11 protein-coding genes are annotated in these 15845 nt (G+C 66.5%); 3 read left to right on the top strand and 8 right to left on the bottom strand.

What is annotated here, in order from left to right; all coding sequences use genetic code 11:
- Positions 1 to 6: 6 nt before the first annotated feature.
- The 4 genes from A5659_RS14455 to A5659_RS14470 form a co-directional block, all read right to left on the bottom strand.
- On the bottom strand, positions 7 to 240 hold the full coding sequence (locus A5659_RS14455) for an MbtH family protein (protein WP_066867433.1): 234 nt from the start codon (positions 238 to 240) through the stop codon (positions 7 to 9).
- 479 nt (positions 241 to 719) lie between these two features.
- Positions 720 to 2450, bottom strand: coding sequence for a thiamine pyrophosphate-binding protein (locus A5659_RS14460; RefSeq protein WP_067181986.1), 1731 nt, complete (start codon positions 2448 to 2450; stop codon positions 720 to 722).
- A gap of 628 nt (positions 2451 to 3078) precedes the next feature.
- Positions 3079 to 5679, bottom strand: coding sequence for a LuxR family transcriptional regulator (locus A5659_RS14465; protein ID WP_067181989.1), 2601 nt, complete (start codon positions 5677 to 5679; stop codon positions 3079 to 3081).
- Between the two features lie 450 nt (positions 5680 to 6129).
- Positions 6130 to 8805 carry a LuxR family transcriptional regulator gene (locus tag A5659_RS14470; RefSeq protein ID WP_231997836.1) on the bottom strand — a complete coding sequence of 892 codons (2676 nt, stop codon included), beginning with the start codon at positions 8803 to 8805 and terminating at the stop codon, positions 6130 to 6132.
- 1166 nt (positions 8806 to 9971) lie between these two features.
- Here A5659_RS14470 and A5659_RS14475 point away from each other — a divergent pair.
- From A5659_RS14475 to A5659_RS14485, 3 genes are read left to right on the top strand one after another with little or no spacing between them, the layout of a single operon-like run.
- Positions 9972 to 10373 carry a helix-turn-helix domain-containing protein gene (locus A5659_RS14475; protein WP_231997837.1) on the top strand — a complete coding sequence of 134 codons (402 nt, stop codon included), beginning with the start codon at positions 9972 to 9974 and terminating at the stop codon, positions 10371 to 10373.
- A complete protein-coding gene (locus A5659_RS14480) occupies positions 10354 to 10854 on the top strand; it encodes a hypothetical protein (protein WP_067182048.1) in 501 nt (166 codons plus the stop codon). Before A5659_RS14475 ends, A5659_RS14480 begins: the two co-directional genes overlap by 20 nt.
- Entirely contained in the window at positions 10851 to 12077 is a 1227-nt protein-coding gene (locus tag A5659_RS14485; protein WP_067181995.1) for a DUF6545 domain-containing protein, read from the top strand. Before A5659_RS14480 ends, A5659_RS14485 begins: the two co-directional genes overlap by 4 nt.
- 17 nt (positions 12078 to 12094) lie before the next feature.
- Here the strand turns inward: A5659_RS14485 and mshC are convergent, their stop codons facing one another.
- The 4 genes from mshC to A5659_RS14505 form a co-directional block, all read right to left on the bottom strand.
- On the bottom strand, positions 12095 to 13330 hold the full coding sequence (mshC, locus tag A5659_RS14490; RefSeq protein ID WP_067181998.1) for a cysteine--1-D-myo-inosityl 2-amino-2-deoxy-alpha-D-glucopyranoside ligase: 1236 nt from the start codon (positions 13328 to 13330) through the stop codon (positions 12095 to 12097).
- A gap of 205 nt (positions 13331 to 13535) precedes the next feature.
- Positions 13536 to 14330, bottom strand: coding sequence for a 3'(2'),5'-bisphosphate nucleotidase CysQ (locus A5659_RS14495; RefSeq protein WP_067182001.1), 795 nt, complete (start codon positions 14328 to 14330; stop codon positions 13536 to 13538).
- A gap of 66 nt (positions 14331 to 14396) precedes the next feature.
- Positions 14397 to 15212 (bottom strand): SCO1664 family protein, encoded by an 816-nt coding sequence (locus tag A5659_RS14500; protein ID WP_067182003.1) that lies wholly within the window; start codon positions 15210 to 15212, stop codon positions 14397 to 14399.
- Positions 15196 to 15783: a DUF3090 domain-containing protein gene (locus A5659_RS14505; protein ID WP_007770786.1), complete on the bottom strand. Its 588-nt coding sequence runs from the start codon at positions 15781 to 15783 to the stop codon at positions 15196 to 15198. Before A5659_RS14505 ends, A5659_RS14500 begins: the two co-directional genes overlap by 17 nt.
- Positions 15784 to 15845: the final 62 nt, after the last annotated feature.

Here is a 15845-nt window from a genome sequence, read left to right on the forward strand (position 1 = left end):
CGCGGTTTACTCGCCAGAACCCCGGCGCTCTGTCGCCAGCCTGGTTCGTAGAGTCTTCGGCCGGATATCGGGCCAGTTCTGTTCGATGTAATCCAGGCACGCAGTGCGATCCGCTTCGCCGTAAACCATCTGCCAGCCGGCCGGAATGTCGGCGAATGCCGGCCACAGGCTGTGTTGCTCTTCGTCATTGATCAGCACGAGAAAGCTGCCATTGTCGTCATCGAACGGATTGATACTCACTAGTCCTCCAAGTTCTCGAATTGCGCACTTGCTGGTCCCGACCGGGAGCTCGGGGGCTTAACCGAGCAACGGTCTACACATGATCGGGAGCGTATGGGTTTGAATCATGTTGTAAGGCTTATCAAGCCGGGTAGCGTAGTAACTGCACACACATAGAGTGGTCAGCGCACGCCAACGCAGCAGCTTGCGTAGTGGCAGACAAATGTTCACCAAAGATGCACGTGTCAGCGTGGAATTTATTCTGCAACAGCGTTTTCCGTCGCGGCCGCGGGTCTGGGCTGTCAGCAAACACCCGGTACCGATTAGATGGCCACAGAGGACTACCCGACGCCGACTAGACAGCCGTGCGCCGGGTCCGACATGCGCGGATACAGCCACCCCCACCCGGGGGCCGGGTCGAGACCTGTGTCGAGCGCTCCCTATCTAGGCTGATGTACGCATTGAAACTGCCATCGCGCCGATACCGGCGGGTGATGCCGTCACGCGCTGAAGACGATATCGGTTCTGTTCTCCGTCGGGACACTCTGGCAATCAACAGATTTCGGTGTCAAAGACCCGAGAAAAGTCGAGAGAGGCGGAATTTCGTCGGCGGCGCATTCGACGCTGATCACCGACGGCCCGTCGACCTCTAGCGCTGAATGCATGGCGGCGCTCAAGCTGTCGACGTCATCGACATCGACCGATGGAAGGTCCGGAAACATCGCGGCGAGACCGGCCCCCAGCCGACTCGTTGTGAAGGTGTTGTAACTATGCCGATTCCCGTAGAACAACTTTTCGCTCATCGCGCACATGGCGTGGGCGTTGTTGTTGAACAAGACGAACGTCACCGGTAGCCCGTACTGCACAGCGGTATGCACCTCCATGCCGTGTGTGAAGAAGGCACCGTCCCCGGCTATCACCACGACGCGCTCGTGCCGCGGCCCGAATCTTCTACGGCCGAAGGCCATTCCGATCCCGGCGCCAAAGCTGTAGCCCATGCCGGGGGCGACGGCGAACCGGCCCCCGCGGCGAACCGGCAGATAATGGACGGCCGCCGCGCCGCTATTGCCGACGTCGACGACAACATCGACCCCGTCGGGCAACACGCGGTCGAGCATGCTCATCGCGTCGCGATAGCGCACCCCGGGACCGTCGAAGTTCGGCGGATTCAACTCGCTGCTCGACACCGCGTCGGGAACTCGAATTCCGGTCGGCCGCTCGCGCCCGGTCAGCGCGCTCGTCAGCATATGCAGCGATGCCTGCAGATCGTCGGTGTGGACGTGGGTGCATGCGACGTATGGCGGTACCGATCCGATTGAGAGGGTGGGCACCGCGGCCAGCGCATCGTCCAAACCTGCGCGCGCTGTCACAGGCAACCGCGTGCCCACCACCAGGCACAACGCGCTGCCGGCCACCGCTTTCGCCACACCCGGGTGGCCCATGACACCGGTGACGCCAAGCGCCGAAGACAACCCAAAACCCGGTGTGCCGGCGGCATCCTTGGCGTGAGGCACGCACGCCACCCGGGCGCGGAGCACCGCCCGCAACGACGCCAGTTCGGCTCGCGCATCGTCACGGACCACCTGTTCACCGGCGATGATTGTCACCGGCCCCCTCACCCGGCGCAGCATTTCCACGATCAGACGCGGATCACCGATGTCCCGTGGACTATCAATTCCGCGGCCGGGCATGAAGCCGTGGATGCACACGTCAGCTTGCTGAATATCTTTGGGCAGCAACAACACCGCAGGGCCGCCCGCTCGCGCCGCCGCCACGGCGGCGGGCAGCGCCGAGGCGATGTCCGCGGGGGCCCGCACCCGTCGGCAGAACACCGACACCTCGGAGAACAGCGCCTCGGCATTCAGTGAACCGTTGCGGCCGCTCGTGTCCTGAAAGCTGCCGCAACCATCCATCGCGGTGGCCGGCTGACCCACCAACGCCAACAGCGGCACGCGGTTGGTCGACGATTCCTCGAGGCAGGCGACAAGGTTCAGCGCGCCCACGCCGGAGGCCGCCACCACGCCCAAGCCACCGCCGCTGCGCCTATATCCGTCGGCCATCGCCGCGGCCGAGAATTCGTGTTTGGCCAACACCGCGCCGACGTCCGAGTGTGAGAATGCGGCGTCGTACAGGTCTTCGATGTTGCCGCTGTCGACGCCGAATATGTAGTCGACTCCGATTGACGCGAGATACCCGACGATGTGGTCGACCACCCGGTGGCTGTGAGACATGATTTCAACCTCTTAGAAACGGCGTAGGTGTGTTGCGTGCTCGCCCCAGCCCGATGGAGGAAGTTACAAGTGGGTGTGCGTCCGGGCTGCAGGTCCGCGCTCGCGGAGATGAGAGCCGGGCGCGTGCACCATGCGGCAGTGAGCAGCATCGGTACGGTTGCGGCAACCCCGCCGCGGACCCCAACATCCGTCCGGTGTAACGACTTTCGCGGGTTTTGTGACATCCTGTAACAATTGACAACCACAGGAGTCCAACCGGCCATGCCCGCCACGCATGATGTCATGTGCGCGAGCTTATGTTTGCTCGAACAACCCACACGAACCGATTCAATCGACTCAAGTGGTACGCGCGCACAGATCGAGTGGTACCCCGGCAGGTAGTGCGCGACGGCTCGGTCGCGGCCGGCTTGACCGGTGGTCACAGAGTGCTCGGACCGTCGCCCGCCAGCGGAAAGATGGATTGCCTGCGCCGAACCCACCGCGTGCAGCGCCCGCGCTATCGGCTTGCGCGGGAGACTCTTTCGGATTGTGAACGATGCGGGCCGGTGCCGGAGGCCTGCGCGAACTACACAGCAGCCGCGGGGCTGGCTACCGGTGGCCCGATCCGAACGTCCGAATGGCATGTCGGTCAAGACGCGTCTCGGCTCATGAGGCGGATGAGCTCGTCGCGATTGTTGATGCCCAGTTTGGTGAATAGACGGTACAAGTGTCCCTCGACCGTTCGTACCGAGATCACCAGCCGGTCGGCGATCTGCCGGTTGGACAGCCCGGCCGCGACCAGCAGCACGATCTGACGCTCACGGCCGCTGAAGGGCAGGGGACGCGCCGCGGCCTCGAGGGCGGGGGTACGCAGCCCGCATTGGCTGGCCAAAGCATGCGCCCACGTCGACGACTCGACCTCCCTGCGACGGTCACCCGCGCGGGCGTACTCGCCGGCGGCCTGAGCCGATGCGTCGGCGGCAAACGCCAAACCGCCGAGGTCAGCGAACCGATGTGCCGCGGCATCGAGCATATCGCCGTCGTGTTGCGCCAGTCCGCGGGCATGGTCGGCGACCGCCCGCGCCGAGGGCGTGTTCAGCGTCTCGACGAGCTCCGCCACGCGCGCGGCCTGCGAACGGTCGCCGAAGCGCACCGCGGCATGGCGTGCCCGAATCTCCGCCACGTGCATCCCGGCCTCTCGTGCGATTTCGGCTGCTTGCAGCGCGTGCGTCTGGGCGGCCGCTGGGTCGCCGGCGGCCGCCCGTTCCCAGGCCCGGGCGAGCTCGAGCTCGGGCAAGAACACCGCGACATGCGGGCCGTAGGCCTTCTCCGCACGCCGTAACGCCGCTGCGGCCGCCGCGCTCTCGCCGCGCGCCCCTTCCGCCTGCGCGTGCAGGGCGGCCACCACCAGCAACCAGGGCGACGGAAAACCTTGGGACAGTTCGGAGATCGAGCGGTCGAGGGTGGCGCAGGCTGTCGGTAGCTCACCGCGGGTGACCTGTAGGAGCCCCAACATGGCGTCGACCATGGCCTCGGCCGCCGGGATGCCGATCGCCATCGCGGCATAGCGCTTGTAGATCCGCTCGGCCGCGGGATAGTCGCCGGAGGCGGTCGCGACCATGACCTCGGCCACCCCGATGGCGAACCGTTGTGATCCCGCCTTACAGAGCGCCGCCGCCCGTAAGCCCGCCTCGGCTATTCGGCCGACTTCAGAGAATCGTCCGACGGCCATCAAGGCGCCACATGTCGCGATGGCCGCCCACACGGTCGCCATCGGTATGACATCGGACTCGCACAGTCCCGGCCCCAGTTCGAGCGTCGTCGCAACGTCACCGCAGAAGAACCCGATGGAAACCTCCAAGGCGTTGATCAGATGGATGCCCCCCTCGGACGCAACGCGCTGTTTCACATCGCTCAGTACGCGCCGCGCTGTTTCCGCGTCACCGCACCCCCATGCCAAGTTGGCGGCCCGCAGACACGCCCACCGCGCGATCATCCACTCGTCACCATCGATGTCGACGTCGAGCAGGATGGCTTCGGCTTCCTCGCCGCGCCCTTGCCAACTCACCGCCTCGGCAAGCACCAACGCGGCCGGCAGGCCACCACCACGATCGACCGCGAACCTCGCCAGCTCCTCGCCCAGCGCCACGTTCGACATCGCCAGCGCGTCGGCGGCCGCCTTGACGGCCACATCCAGGTCGGGCTCGAGGTCGCTGCGCATCATGAACCTGGCCAACTGGATCCGGCCCCGTAGGTCGGGCAATTGCGAGCGCCGCCCCGTTGTCCGCAGGTGCCTTCGAAGAGTTTTGGCCAGTAGACCGTTGATTTGCCGCGAGCGCACCATCCCGGCGCGCCGGATCGCAGCTTCACCGAGCATGGGGTGATTCAGTTGCGCCAGGGTGTGGGATCCGTCGGCGACCAACTGGATCAGACCACGGCGCTCCAGGTTCGCCATCGCGTCGGCATCGCAGATTTCGCGCAGGATCTCCAACTCCAGCAACTCGGCGGTGGCCAGAATCTCCACCACCTCCAGCTCCGCCGGACTCAGCGATTGCAGTCGAAACTCCAACGCGTCGTGCAGCTCCCGGTCGGCGCGCAACGGGCCCCGGAGTTGCCAACCCTCCTCGGTGTGAACCAGCGCACCGCTCTCCCGCCCGGCGGCCAGAAAACCACGCAGCAGCAGTAGATTTCCCGAGCTGCGTTCGAACAACTCGTCGACCAGTCCGGGCTCGACCGGACCCCCCAACACCGCGCCCGCCAATAGGGCGGTCTGCTCGCGGGTGAACGGATCGACGTGCACCGTCAGCAATATGCGTTCTTTCAGCAACGCGGTCACCGCATCCGAGACCGGTTCGCCGGACCGGATCGTCACGATCAACCGCGCACTGCGGCCGGCCGCCAGCTGATTGACCAAGGTGGCCGACAACGGATCGAGCAGCTGCGCGTCGTCGACCACCACCACCAAGTTCTTGTCCTGGCCCAAGGTGTTGTGCGCAGCGGCCAGCATGATCGCCGGTTCATGTCCCACTCCGAGACTCACCACGCGAGAAAAGGCGCCCAGCGGCAGAGCGCACCCCGTTTGCGTGCCCAGCGCGAATCGCACCGTGCGGCCGGCCGACTCGAGCGTCTTCGCCAGCATGCGAGCCAGCGTCGACTTGCCCACTCCGCTGTCGCCGACCAAGGCCACTCCGTTGAAGTCCCCGTTGCTGAGCGCCGCCAGTGACCGCCGAAACTCGGCGTCGCGGCCCACGATGGGCCACGTCGATTCATTCGCCCGGTGCGTCAAAATTTCCCCACTCCCGCCGACGCCGGCGACAAGCGCTCGTCGACTACCGCGAGCCAGCGCCGTTCTCGTCTGCCCGACAAGACGGCCCGAGCTCGCCGTTCGCTACATGAAGGCCGAACTCGCTGCCGCCAGATAAAGCCTGAAAGCGTCAAGCGGCGCCGAGGTCCCGCCCACGCGGCCCGATGCGAGTCGGCCCTCGACTGTGAGCGGCTCCCGTGGCAAAACCGTCACCGCCGGTCCGGACGGGTCAACATCGTGGTCAACGATCGCGACTTTGCGCTTCCGAATGCCTCTCATGGGCGGGAGCGTATGGCCCCTCAAGCAGGCATCATTGGAATCCACAGCTAAGTCGAGTGGTGAGCGCGCAGAGATAGAGTGGCGGGACGCCGAACTTCATAGGGTACCTATGAAGAGTCAGCCCGTCCGGGGGTGGTCGTGGCTCCCGTACCCCAGGGACTCGTCGTCACGAAGTGACAACTCCCCTCGTTTGGGCGGCTCCTGCCGGGTAAGGCAAATGAGTTGGTCGCGATTGTTGATGCCGAGCTTGGTGAAGATCCGGTACAGGTGTCCTTCCACCGTGCGTACCGAGATGACCAGCCGGTCGGCGATCTGCCGGTTGGACAGCCCGGCGGCGACCAGCATGACGATCTGGCGTTCACGGCCGCTGAACGGCAGCGGGCGAGCCGACGCGTCGACCGACGGGGTGCGCAAACCGCATTGGCTGGCCAGCGCGTGTGCGCGGGTGGACGAATCGAATCCCTTCGCGCGGTCGCCCCGGCGGGTGTGTTCGGCGGCGGCCTGGGCCGATGCGTCGGCGGCGAGAGCCAACGCGCCGAGGTCGGCGAACCGGTGTGCCGCGGCATCGAGCAAATTGCCGTCGTGCCGTGCCAGCCCCCGGGCATGATCGGCGACCGCCCCGGCCAACGGCGTGTCCAGTATCCGCGCCAGCTGCTCCAGCCGCGCCACCTGCGAGCGATCGCCGAACCGCACGGCGGCATGGCGCGCCTGCATTTCGACCGCGTGCATCCCGGCCACTCGCGCGTTTTGCGCCGCGCGCAACGCATGCGTCTGGGCGGCCGTGGTGTCACCGGCGGACACCCGCTCCCAGGCCCGGGCAAGCTCGAGTTCGGGCAAGAACACCGCGATATGCGGTCCGTAGGCTTTCTCCGCGCGGCGCAGCGCCGCCGCTGCCGCGGCACTGTCGCCCCGCGCACCCCCGGCCTGGGCATGGCGGGCGGCGACCAGTGCCAACCACGGCGACGGAAAACCCTCGGTGAACACCGCCCCCGATTTGACGAACGCGGCGCACGCCGACGCGAGCTCGCCGCGCGCGAGATGCACGAGTCCCAGCATCGCGTCCACCATGGCCTCGGCTTCCGGAAGGCCGGTGGCCATCGCGGCGTAACGCTTGTAGCTGCGTTCGGCCATGCGATCGTTGCCGGTGGCGGTCGCGGCGATGACCTCCGTCATCCCGATGTTGAACTGATGCGGCCCCAGTCCGCACAGTGCGGCCGCGCGCAGCCCGACGTCGGCGACGCGGCTTACCTCCGACGGTCGACCGGCCACGGCCAGGGCACCGCAGGTGGGGAAAGCAGCCCACACCGTCGCGATCGGTAATAGATCGGATTCGCAGAGCGCCGGCCCAAGTGCGATGGTCGTCTCGACGTCGCCGCGGAAGTAGCCCATCGACAACTCCAGCGCGTCGATCAGCTGCACACCCGCCTCGGCCGCCACCCGCTTCTTCACGTCATCGAGCGCCCGGGTGGCGGCTTCGACGTCGGCGCAGCCCCAGTACAAGTTGGCAGCGCGCAGACAGCCCCACCGCGCTATCAGCCATTCGTCGCCGCCGTCGGGTTCGGCATCGACGAGCACGGTATCGGCCTCCTCGCCGCGGCCCTGCCAACTCACCGCCTCGGCAAGCACCAACGCGGCGGGCAGACCGCCGCCCCGATCGAGGGCGAATCTCGCCAGCTCCTCGCCCAGCACCACATTCGACATCGACAACGCGTCCACCGCGGCCGCGGTGACGACCTCGAGGTCGGGCTCCATGTCGCTGCGCATCATGAACTGCGCCAGTCGGATTCGGCCCTGTAACCCGGGCAACTTCAGCACGCCGTCCCCGGCCCGCTCATGCTTTTGCAGGGCCCGCACCAATTTGCCGTTGACCTGCCGCGAGCGCACCATTCCGGCGTGCCGGGTAGCCGCTTCACCGAGCATGGGTTGGTTCAACTGCGCCACCGCGTGCGACCCGTCGGCGACCAACTGGATCAGACCACGGCGCTCCAGGCTCGCCACCGCCTCCGGATCGCAGATATCCCGCAGCACCTCCCATTTTAGCCGTTCGGCGGTGGCCAGGATCTCGACCACCTCCAACTCGTCCGGACTCAGTGATTGCAGCCGGAACTCCAACACATCGTGCAGTTCGCGATCGGCGCGCAGCGGTCCCCGAAGTCGCCAGCCCTCTTCCGTGCGAACCAGCGCCCCAGTCTCTTGCCCCGCCGCGAGAAAACCGCGCAGTAGCAACGGATTTCCCGCGCTGCGCTCGAACAACTCGTCGACCAACTGGAAATCGACCGGACCGCCCAGAACCGCGCGGGCCAATAGGGCCGTCTGCTCGCGGGTGAACGGATCGACGTGAACGGTCAGCAAGATGCGTTCCTTGAGCAGCGCGGTCACCGCATCCGAGACCGGTTCGCCGGACCGGATCGTCACGATCAACCGTGCGCTGCGACCGGCCGCCAGCTGATTGACCAAGGTGGCCGACAACGGATCGAGCAGCTGCGCGTCGTCGACCACCACCACCAAGTTCTTCTCTTGAGCCAGCGTCTTGTGCGCTGCGGCCAGCATGACGGCCGGTTCGTGGGTAACCCCGAGGCTGACCGAGCGCGAAAACGCGCCCAGCGGCACCGCGTAGCCCGTTTGGGTCCCGAGCGCGAACCGCACTGTCCGGCCTGCCGATTCGACCGTCTTGGCCAGCATGCGCGCCAGCGTCGACTTGCCCACCCCGCTGTCACCGACCAACGCCACCCCGTGGACATCCCCGCTACTCAGGGCCGCCAGCGATCGCCGCAACTCCACATCTCGCCCCACAATGGGCCACGTCGACCCGACTTCCCCCGACACTTGTAAACCCTAATTTTTAGCGAGCGAGCACAGACACCTTGGCGTTTGGCAAAGCCAGGAAGGTAGCCAGTGGGCAGCGTTCCAAATTCCAGATGGGCCGGCGACCGGCCCAATCGGTAACGGCCACATGACGCTCCTGTGGCCGACGATGATCACGACGCAGCGGCCGACGGGGGTGACCGTCTATCGACAGTCGCGCGGGCTCGCTCGTCATGTGCACCGGACTCATCCCTTCTGCAGTCCAGTAAGTATTCGAAATGCTACCCCGATTTGCACCTAACAGCAAATTATTCCGACCCGCTGCGATTCGACGCATGTGTAAATTAATACCCAGGTTATACAGGTGTTTCATAGGTACGCACGTCGGATCCCAGGTAAGTTCATAGCAAACATCACTACACTGCACGGCTCGCCGCCGGCCGGCAATGGCGCCGGTGCGCAGAACAAATCTTTGGCTTCAAATCGTGGCGTTGGCTAACACCAACAGCGGGCGTCGTCGCAGGTGAGGATTCACCTACAAGTGGCGCTTCTGCATCTGGATAGGGCCGTGTTACCCGATGGCGACAATGGCCATCAAACCGGAATTCGAGTTTGCTGTGCTGGGCGGCGATCTCCCGCCCTCGTGGTGAATTGCGCGGCGCATTGTTTCGCCGACAAAAAAGGCCTGTTAAGGCAGGATGGCCACGGCGAGACATCCCGGGCCGCCCCGCGCGAAGCCGGACCCGGCGCTCTGGCGTCCGCCCCTCGTCGTTCACCAGCAAAGCCGCGCCCGGACGCGCAGCGCGCGGCATGTCGATCGCCCTATCGGAAGGAAAAGGCGCCGCGCCGCACCGTACACCACAGTACACGCCGGAAATTCAACCGTACGCTGAAGAAAATGTAAACCCGCGCGCCGCCCCCTGTGCATAACGAGGTGAAGCGCTTCACCATCCACAGACACCGAGGTCACAGCCGCGCACCGGAGCGTCTTCGCGAGTAGTGTTTCGAGGCCGTCGAGAAGGGCCTACCTGTAACATGAGTACACACCGCGAGAGATCTGATGAAACGAGAGTGCATTGGCAGCCGATGGCGCCCCAGCCAAAGGGTCCGACGACGGCGTGTTGGCAGCCCGCCTGAACAAGCTGTTCGAACTCATGCGCAAGGCGGGCACGCCTCCGCTGTCCAACGCCGCGGCCGCCGCGGCGATCACCGATAAAACCGGCGTCCCGATCAGCCCGGCTTACCTCTGGCAACTCAGAAGCGGCATAAAGACGAACCCCACTGTCGCGCACCTGAGGGCGATCGCCGATTTTTTTGGGGTGCCGCCGTCATACCTGATCGATCGCGGCACCGACCCGGCGATCGACGCGCAACTGAATCTTCTGCAGGCGTTACGTGATAACGGCGTGCGCGATCTTGCGGCTCGCGCCTCGGGGCTCACCCCCCAGGCCCTCAACAGCCTGGCCGCAATCGTCGACCACCTCCGCGAGCTTGAACGGCTGCCCCCGATTTCCTCCCAGAGAGGTGACCAACCCGATGGCGGCCTCGAACGCTGAGATACTCGCGCTGACGCGCGAGCTGCCGATTCCCGTGCCCTGGGACCGGAACGTTTTCATCGAGAACTTGGGCCAGCTGCGCGGTCGGGCCATCAGGCTGGTCCCGACGGACACCGCGGCGCTGGCGGACAGCCCCTGCGGGATCTGGCTGGCCTGCGACGACGAAGACCTGATCTTGCATGAGGCCGGCACCACCGACTACCACATCGACCAAATCGTGGGACACGAGATCGGGCACATCTTGCTGGGCCACGGTCGAACCGGCGGTCACAGTTTCGAAGAGGCGCCGGAATACAAAGTGTGCCGCCAAGTCTTGCCCGACATCGATCCGGAAACGGTGCGCGCGATATTGGGACGCGGCGATTACGCCAGTGATGAGGAGCGCGACGCCGAGATGTTCGCTTCCCTGTTGCTGATCGCCGCCGTGGAGGCCGCCGAGCGTCGCTCGATGATGCGCAGCGCATTCTTTCGTCGCCAATGACGTCCACCATCCCGGGTATCGTCGCGTGGCCCGTGATCGCGATCATGGCGATGCTTCTTGCGGCGCGGTTCCGATGGTGCAGGGCGAACCTGTACCAGACCTACTTCAACAATGTGATGGCCTGGCTGCTGCTGGCGCAGCTGTTGCGCGAGCGCCAAGTGCAAGCGGTGTTGTCGAAGAGCGCCCTCATGAACGTGACGACCGCCCAGCAATTGTCCTGCGTTGCAATGATTTTGGCGTCCGGTGAATTCATCGGTTTCACCATGCTGTGGAATCGGATCTCACCGGAGGCAACGCGTCGCAGTCACCGCTATTACCGCCTGGCCGCGATCGCGCTGTCCGCGGCCTTCCTGGTCGCAGGCACCCGTGCTCGCGTCGCGGGCCAGCCGTTCGAGGTATCCGGCGGCTGGGATGCGGTGCTGGCGCTGAGCCTGTACCTGACCATCATCGTCACCTTGGTGGCGCGGTTGCTGTGGATGTTCGGCTCGGAGTTGCTAAGGGCCACCGACACTCGCGAATTGCTGCTCGCGGCCGCCGGGGTACTCGCCGTTGTCCTGACGGCCGCGGCCTGCCTGGAGGCGCTGGTGCTGGCGGTGAGCGACCAGCTCGGCTGGAGCAACACCGTGGCATTCCGGATGCGGGTGCACGGATTCGAGTTCCTTTGGATGGCGGTGATCGTTTATCTCTTCGGCGCGGTCCCCCTCGCCGTGCGATTGCATTCCTACCTCGGACTCGACCGCATCAGCCGCACCTGGAGAGGTCTGCAGCCGCTGCGGCTCAGCATGACAGCCGTGGTCCCGGAAAGCAGTTTCAACCTCGAACACGACGACCTCGAACACGACGACCGGCGGTTTCGAAAGTCGACGCTGCAGCTGCACCAGACGGTCATCGAAATCCGCGATGCGATCCTGCAGCTGCGCCACTATGTCCGTGCCACCGCTCCAGACGAGCTGGCCCGATTCTTCCAGACATACTCCGTGCCGGCCGACGAACGCGATTCGGCGACAAACGCTTTCGAGCTGGCGCACGCCGCCAAGGCCAAGGCCGCGGGAGACCGACCCGAGACACCCGACCAAGCCGTGGTGGTCAATTCCCGGTCGACGAGCCTCTACGAGGAAGCGGCCGATCTGTCGGCACTAGCGAAATGGTGGCCGGCCGCCTTGGCGGCGACCGAACAGGTCATTCCCGAGGGACCCAAGACGGGAAGCGGCCTGCCGGCGTGACCGAGCGCATGCTCTCGCTAGACCGCCACGCCCAATAGCGCATCCATCGCCGTCGCCACCCGCCTGGCCGCCTCGGCGTCGTGGCCACCGTATTCCAGCGCGTCGGTGACCCAACCATCAAGGGCGGCAAGGGCTTTGGGTGTGTTGAGGTCGTCGGCTAGATATTGGCGCACCCGCGCGATCACGTCGCTGGCGTCCGGCCCGACGGCCAGCCCCGTAGCGCTACGCCAGCGGTGCAGCCGGGCGACGGCGTCATCGAGCACCTGGTCGCTCCAATACCGGTCCCCGCGGTAGTGCCCGGCGAGCAGCCCCAAGCGGATGGCCGCAGGCTCGACACCCTGCGCGCGCAGCGCAGACACCAGGACCAGGTTGCCCCGGCTCTTGGACATCTTGTGCCCGTCCCAGCCGATCATCCCGGCGTGGACGTAGTGGCGGGCGAATCTCCGCTCGCCGCGCACACATTCGGCGTGCGCGGCGGTGAATTCGTGATGCGGGAAGATCAGGTCGCTGCCCCCGCCCTGAATGTCCAGGCCGCTGCCGATGCGGCTGAGCGCGATCGCCGCGCACTCGACGTGCCAGCCGGGACGGCCCGGACCGAACGGCGAGTGCCAGCTGGGCTCCCCCGGCCGCTCGGCCCGCCACAGCAGCGCGTCGAGCTGGTCTGTTTTGCCGGGCCGTTGCGGGTCGCCGCCGCGCTCGGCGAACAGCCGCAGCATGGTGTCGCGGTCATAGCCGGATTCGTAGCCGAACTGCATCGTGGCGTCGGCGCGGTAGTAGATGTCCGGGTATTCGCCGTCCACGACGTAGGCCGCTCCGGACGCCAGCATCTTCTCGACGAGTTCGACGACCTCGGCGATGGCCTCGGTCGCCCCGACGTATTCGCGGGGGGCCAGGATGCGCAGCGCCGCCATGTCTTCGCGGAACAGCGACACCTCACGCGCGGCCAGCTCGCGCCAGTCGATGCCGTCGCGCTCGGCGCGCTCCAGCAGCGGATCGTCGACGTCGGTGACGTTCTGCACGTAGTGGACGTCGTGCCCGAGATCGAGCCACTGCCGATGGATCAGATCGAACGCCAGATAGGTTGCCGCGTGGCCCAGATGGGTCGCGTCGTACGGGGTGATGCCGCAGACATACATCGTGGCGGTCGAGCCGGCCGCCACGGGACGCACTTGCCGGTCGGACGTGTCATACAGCCGAAGCTCCGGGCCGCGCCCCGCCAACACGGGGACCTCTGGGGAAGACCACGACTGCATGGCAATCAGCCTAAGCGCGCCGACGATGCGGCCCGCGCGGCGGGCCGGGAAGGCGGCGCGCGACGAAAAACACGCGATGAAAGAAGCCGCTCTGGCATCCCTGCGGCACCAGGAAGGGCAGCTTCATCGAAAACATGGTGCGGATGCTCTCGGCGAAAGACTTGCGGCGCCGGCTCGGCCGCTGACGGCCTAACGGCCTAACGGCCTACGTGCCGCGGATGGCGCTCAACAGGATGGGCGCCAGCTCGGCGCGACACATCACGAAGTCGGGCAGGTACGGGTCGAGCTGGTTGTAGCGCATCGGCGATCCGTCGAGCCGCGACGCGTGCATGCCGGCGGCCATCACCACCCCGGCCGGGGCCGCCGAATCCCACTCCCACTGGCCGCCCGCGTGCACGTAGGCGTCGACGTGCCCGTCGATGATGGCCATCGCCTTGGCACCGGCCGAACCGATCGCGACGGGCTGAATGGGCAACGTCTGGCGCATCCGGTGCAGGACCGCGGGGGGCCGGGTGGCGCTGACGGCGATGCGGATGGTGTCGCTGACGCCGACGCGCGCGGCGTCGGCGGTCACGGTGTCGCTGCGGTAGACGATGTTGCCGCGGGCCGGCAACGACACCGCCGCGTCGGCGATTTCGCGCTGGCCGTTACTGGGGCGCTGCCACAGCGCGATGTGTACCGCCCAGTCGTCGCGGCCCGGCGTGGAGAACTCCCGGGTGCCGTCCAGTGGGTCGATGATCCACACGCGGTCATGGTTGAGGCGGGACAGGTCGTCGTAGGCCTCCTCGCTGAGCACCGCGTCGTCGGGCCGCTCCGCGTGCAGCCGCCGCAGGATCAAGGCGTTCGCCAGGCTGTCACCGGCATCACCCAGCGCCCAGGGATACCCGAAGCCGACTTCGTCGCGGACCTTCAGCAACAACTCCCCGGCTTCGGCGGCGAGATCGGCGGCCAGCGCGGCATCGGTTATCTCGTCGGCGGTTATCTCGTCGGCGGGGCTCACCGCTTCAGTATCACCGACGGCGTACCGCGGCCTTCACCGATGGCGGCGCCGCGCTTGCGATCACCACTAGAAAGCCGGCCAGGGAATGGGGCGATGCCGGTTCGGCCCGGGCATCACCGGACGGTCCAGCAGCGCGTGGGCGCGCCTGCCCAGCGCTGCGACTTCGGCCCGGGTGATGTGCTCGGCCAGTTCGTCACCGAACTGATCCTCGAGCGCGTCCGCCAGGCCGGCCACGGCTTCCAAGGTGTGATCGTCGATCGGCTTGCCGGCCCATCCCCACAGCACCGTGCGCAGCTTGTCCTCGACGTGCAGGCACACGCCGTGGTCGACCCCGAAGATGTGGCCGTCGAGGTCGCGCAGCACATGGCCGCCCTTGCGGTCGGCGTTGTTGACCAGCACGTCGAACACCGCCATCCGCCACAGGCGAATGTCGTCAGCGTGCATCAGGACGACCTCGTCGCCCGCATAATCGAGGGCGCGCAGCACCGGCAGGTAACCGGGCTGCTTGCTGCCGGCGGGAAACAGGTCGACCAGGTCCGGCCCCGGCCGCGGCTCGGTGTCCACCGCGTCGCCGGGTTGCTGCACCCATTGCTGCAGCATGCCCGGGCCCGCCGGTCCGTGCCGAATGATGGTGTAGGGCACGATATTCCAGCCGAGCTTCGCCGACACCAGATACGCCGCCCGTTCGCGGCCGGCCAGCGTCCCGTCGGGAAAATCCCACAGCGGCGCCTCCCCCGCGACGGGTTTGTAGACGCAGTGCACGCTGGACTCGCCAAGCGTCGATTCGCAGAGAAAGGTGCCGTTGCTGGCCGAGCGGATCCGTCCGATGACCGTCAGCTCGCCGTCGCGCAACACCTCACGGTCGTCAGACCTCGGGGTCATCGTCAGGCCCGAGCAGCGCACTGCGCCGATATCCGTTGGCGCGCGCGCAGATATGGCCCTCCGGGTCCAGTGGTTCGTCGCACAGCGGACACGGCGGCCGTCCCGCGGAGATGACGCGATTGGAGCGGGTGGCGAACTGGCGCGCCGACTCCGGCGTCAAGAACACCCGGACCGCGTCGGGACCCTCCTCGGTGTCGTCGAGCACCACCGACGCGTCGAACTCGGCGTCGGTGACCGCCAGCAGCTCGACCACCACCGTCTGGGCCTCCGAATCCCAGCCCAGGCCCATGGTTCCGACCCGGAACTCGGCGTCGACGGGGGTGACCAACGGATCGAGGTCCTCGATCTCGGCGGGCTCGGGGGGAACCGGCGTGCCGAACCTGCGGTTCACCTCCAGCAGCAGCGCACCGATGCGTTCGGAGAGCACCGCCACCTGCTGTTTCTCCAATATCACCGACACCACTCGGGCGTCGTGCACAGCCTGGATGTAAAACGTGCGATTTCCGGGCTGGCCAACGGTCCCGGCCACGAAGCGGTCGGGTGTGCGGAAAACATGAATTGCGCGGGCCATGGCACTTCCCAAAATACCGGCAGTTGCCGTCGCCGTGCGATCCGATGGACCCACCCGCCGAA

The sequence above is a fragment of the Mycobacterium sp. 1165196.3 genome (genome assembly GCF_001673415.1).
GTDB lineage: Bacteria > Actinomycetota > Actinomycetes > Mycobacteriales > Mycobacteriaceae > Mycobacterium > Mycobacterium europaeum_A.

Bases quoted from the DNA above. Each gene is read 5' to 3' on its own strand.
- A5659_RS14460 (WP_067181986.1), bottom strand. From the start codon at position 2,450: ATGTCTCACAGCCACCGGGTGGTCGACCACATCGTCGGGTATCTCGCG.
- A5659_RS14475 (WP_231997837.1), top strand. From the start codon at position 9,972: ATGCGCAAGGCGGGCACGCCTCCGCTGTCCAACGCCGCGGCCGCCGCG.
- A5659_RS14480 (WP_067182048.1), top strand. From the start codon at position 10,354: ATGGCGGCCTCGAACGCTGAGATACTCGCGCTGACGCGCGAGCTGCCG.
- A5659_RS14485 (WP_067181995.1), top strand. From the start codon at position 10,851: ATGACGTCCACCATCCCGGGTATCGTCGCGTGGCCCGTGATCGCGATC.
- mshC (WP_067181998.1), bottom strand. From the start codon at position 13,330: ATGCAGTCGTGGTCTTCCCCAGAGGTCCCCGTGTTGGCGGGGCGCGGC.
- A5659_RS14500 (WP_067182003.1), bottom strand. From the start codon at position 15,212: ATGACCCCGAGGTCTGACGACCGTGAGGTGTTGCGCGACGGCGAGCTG.
- A5659_RS14505 (WP_007770786.1), bottom strand. From the start codon at position 15,783: ATGGCCCGCGCAATTCATGTTTTCCGCACACCCGACCGCTTCGTGGCC.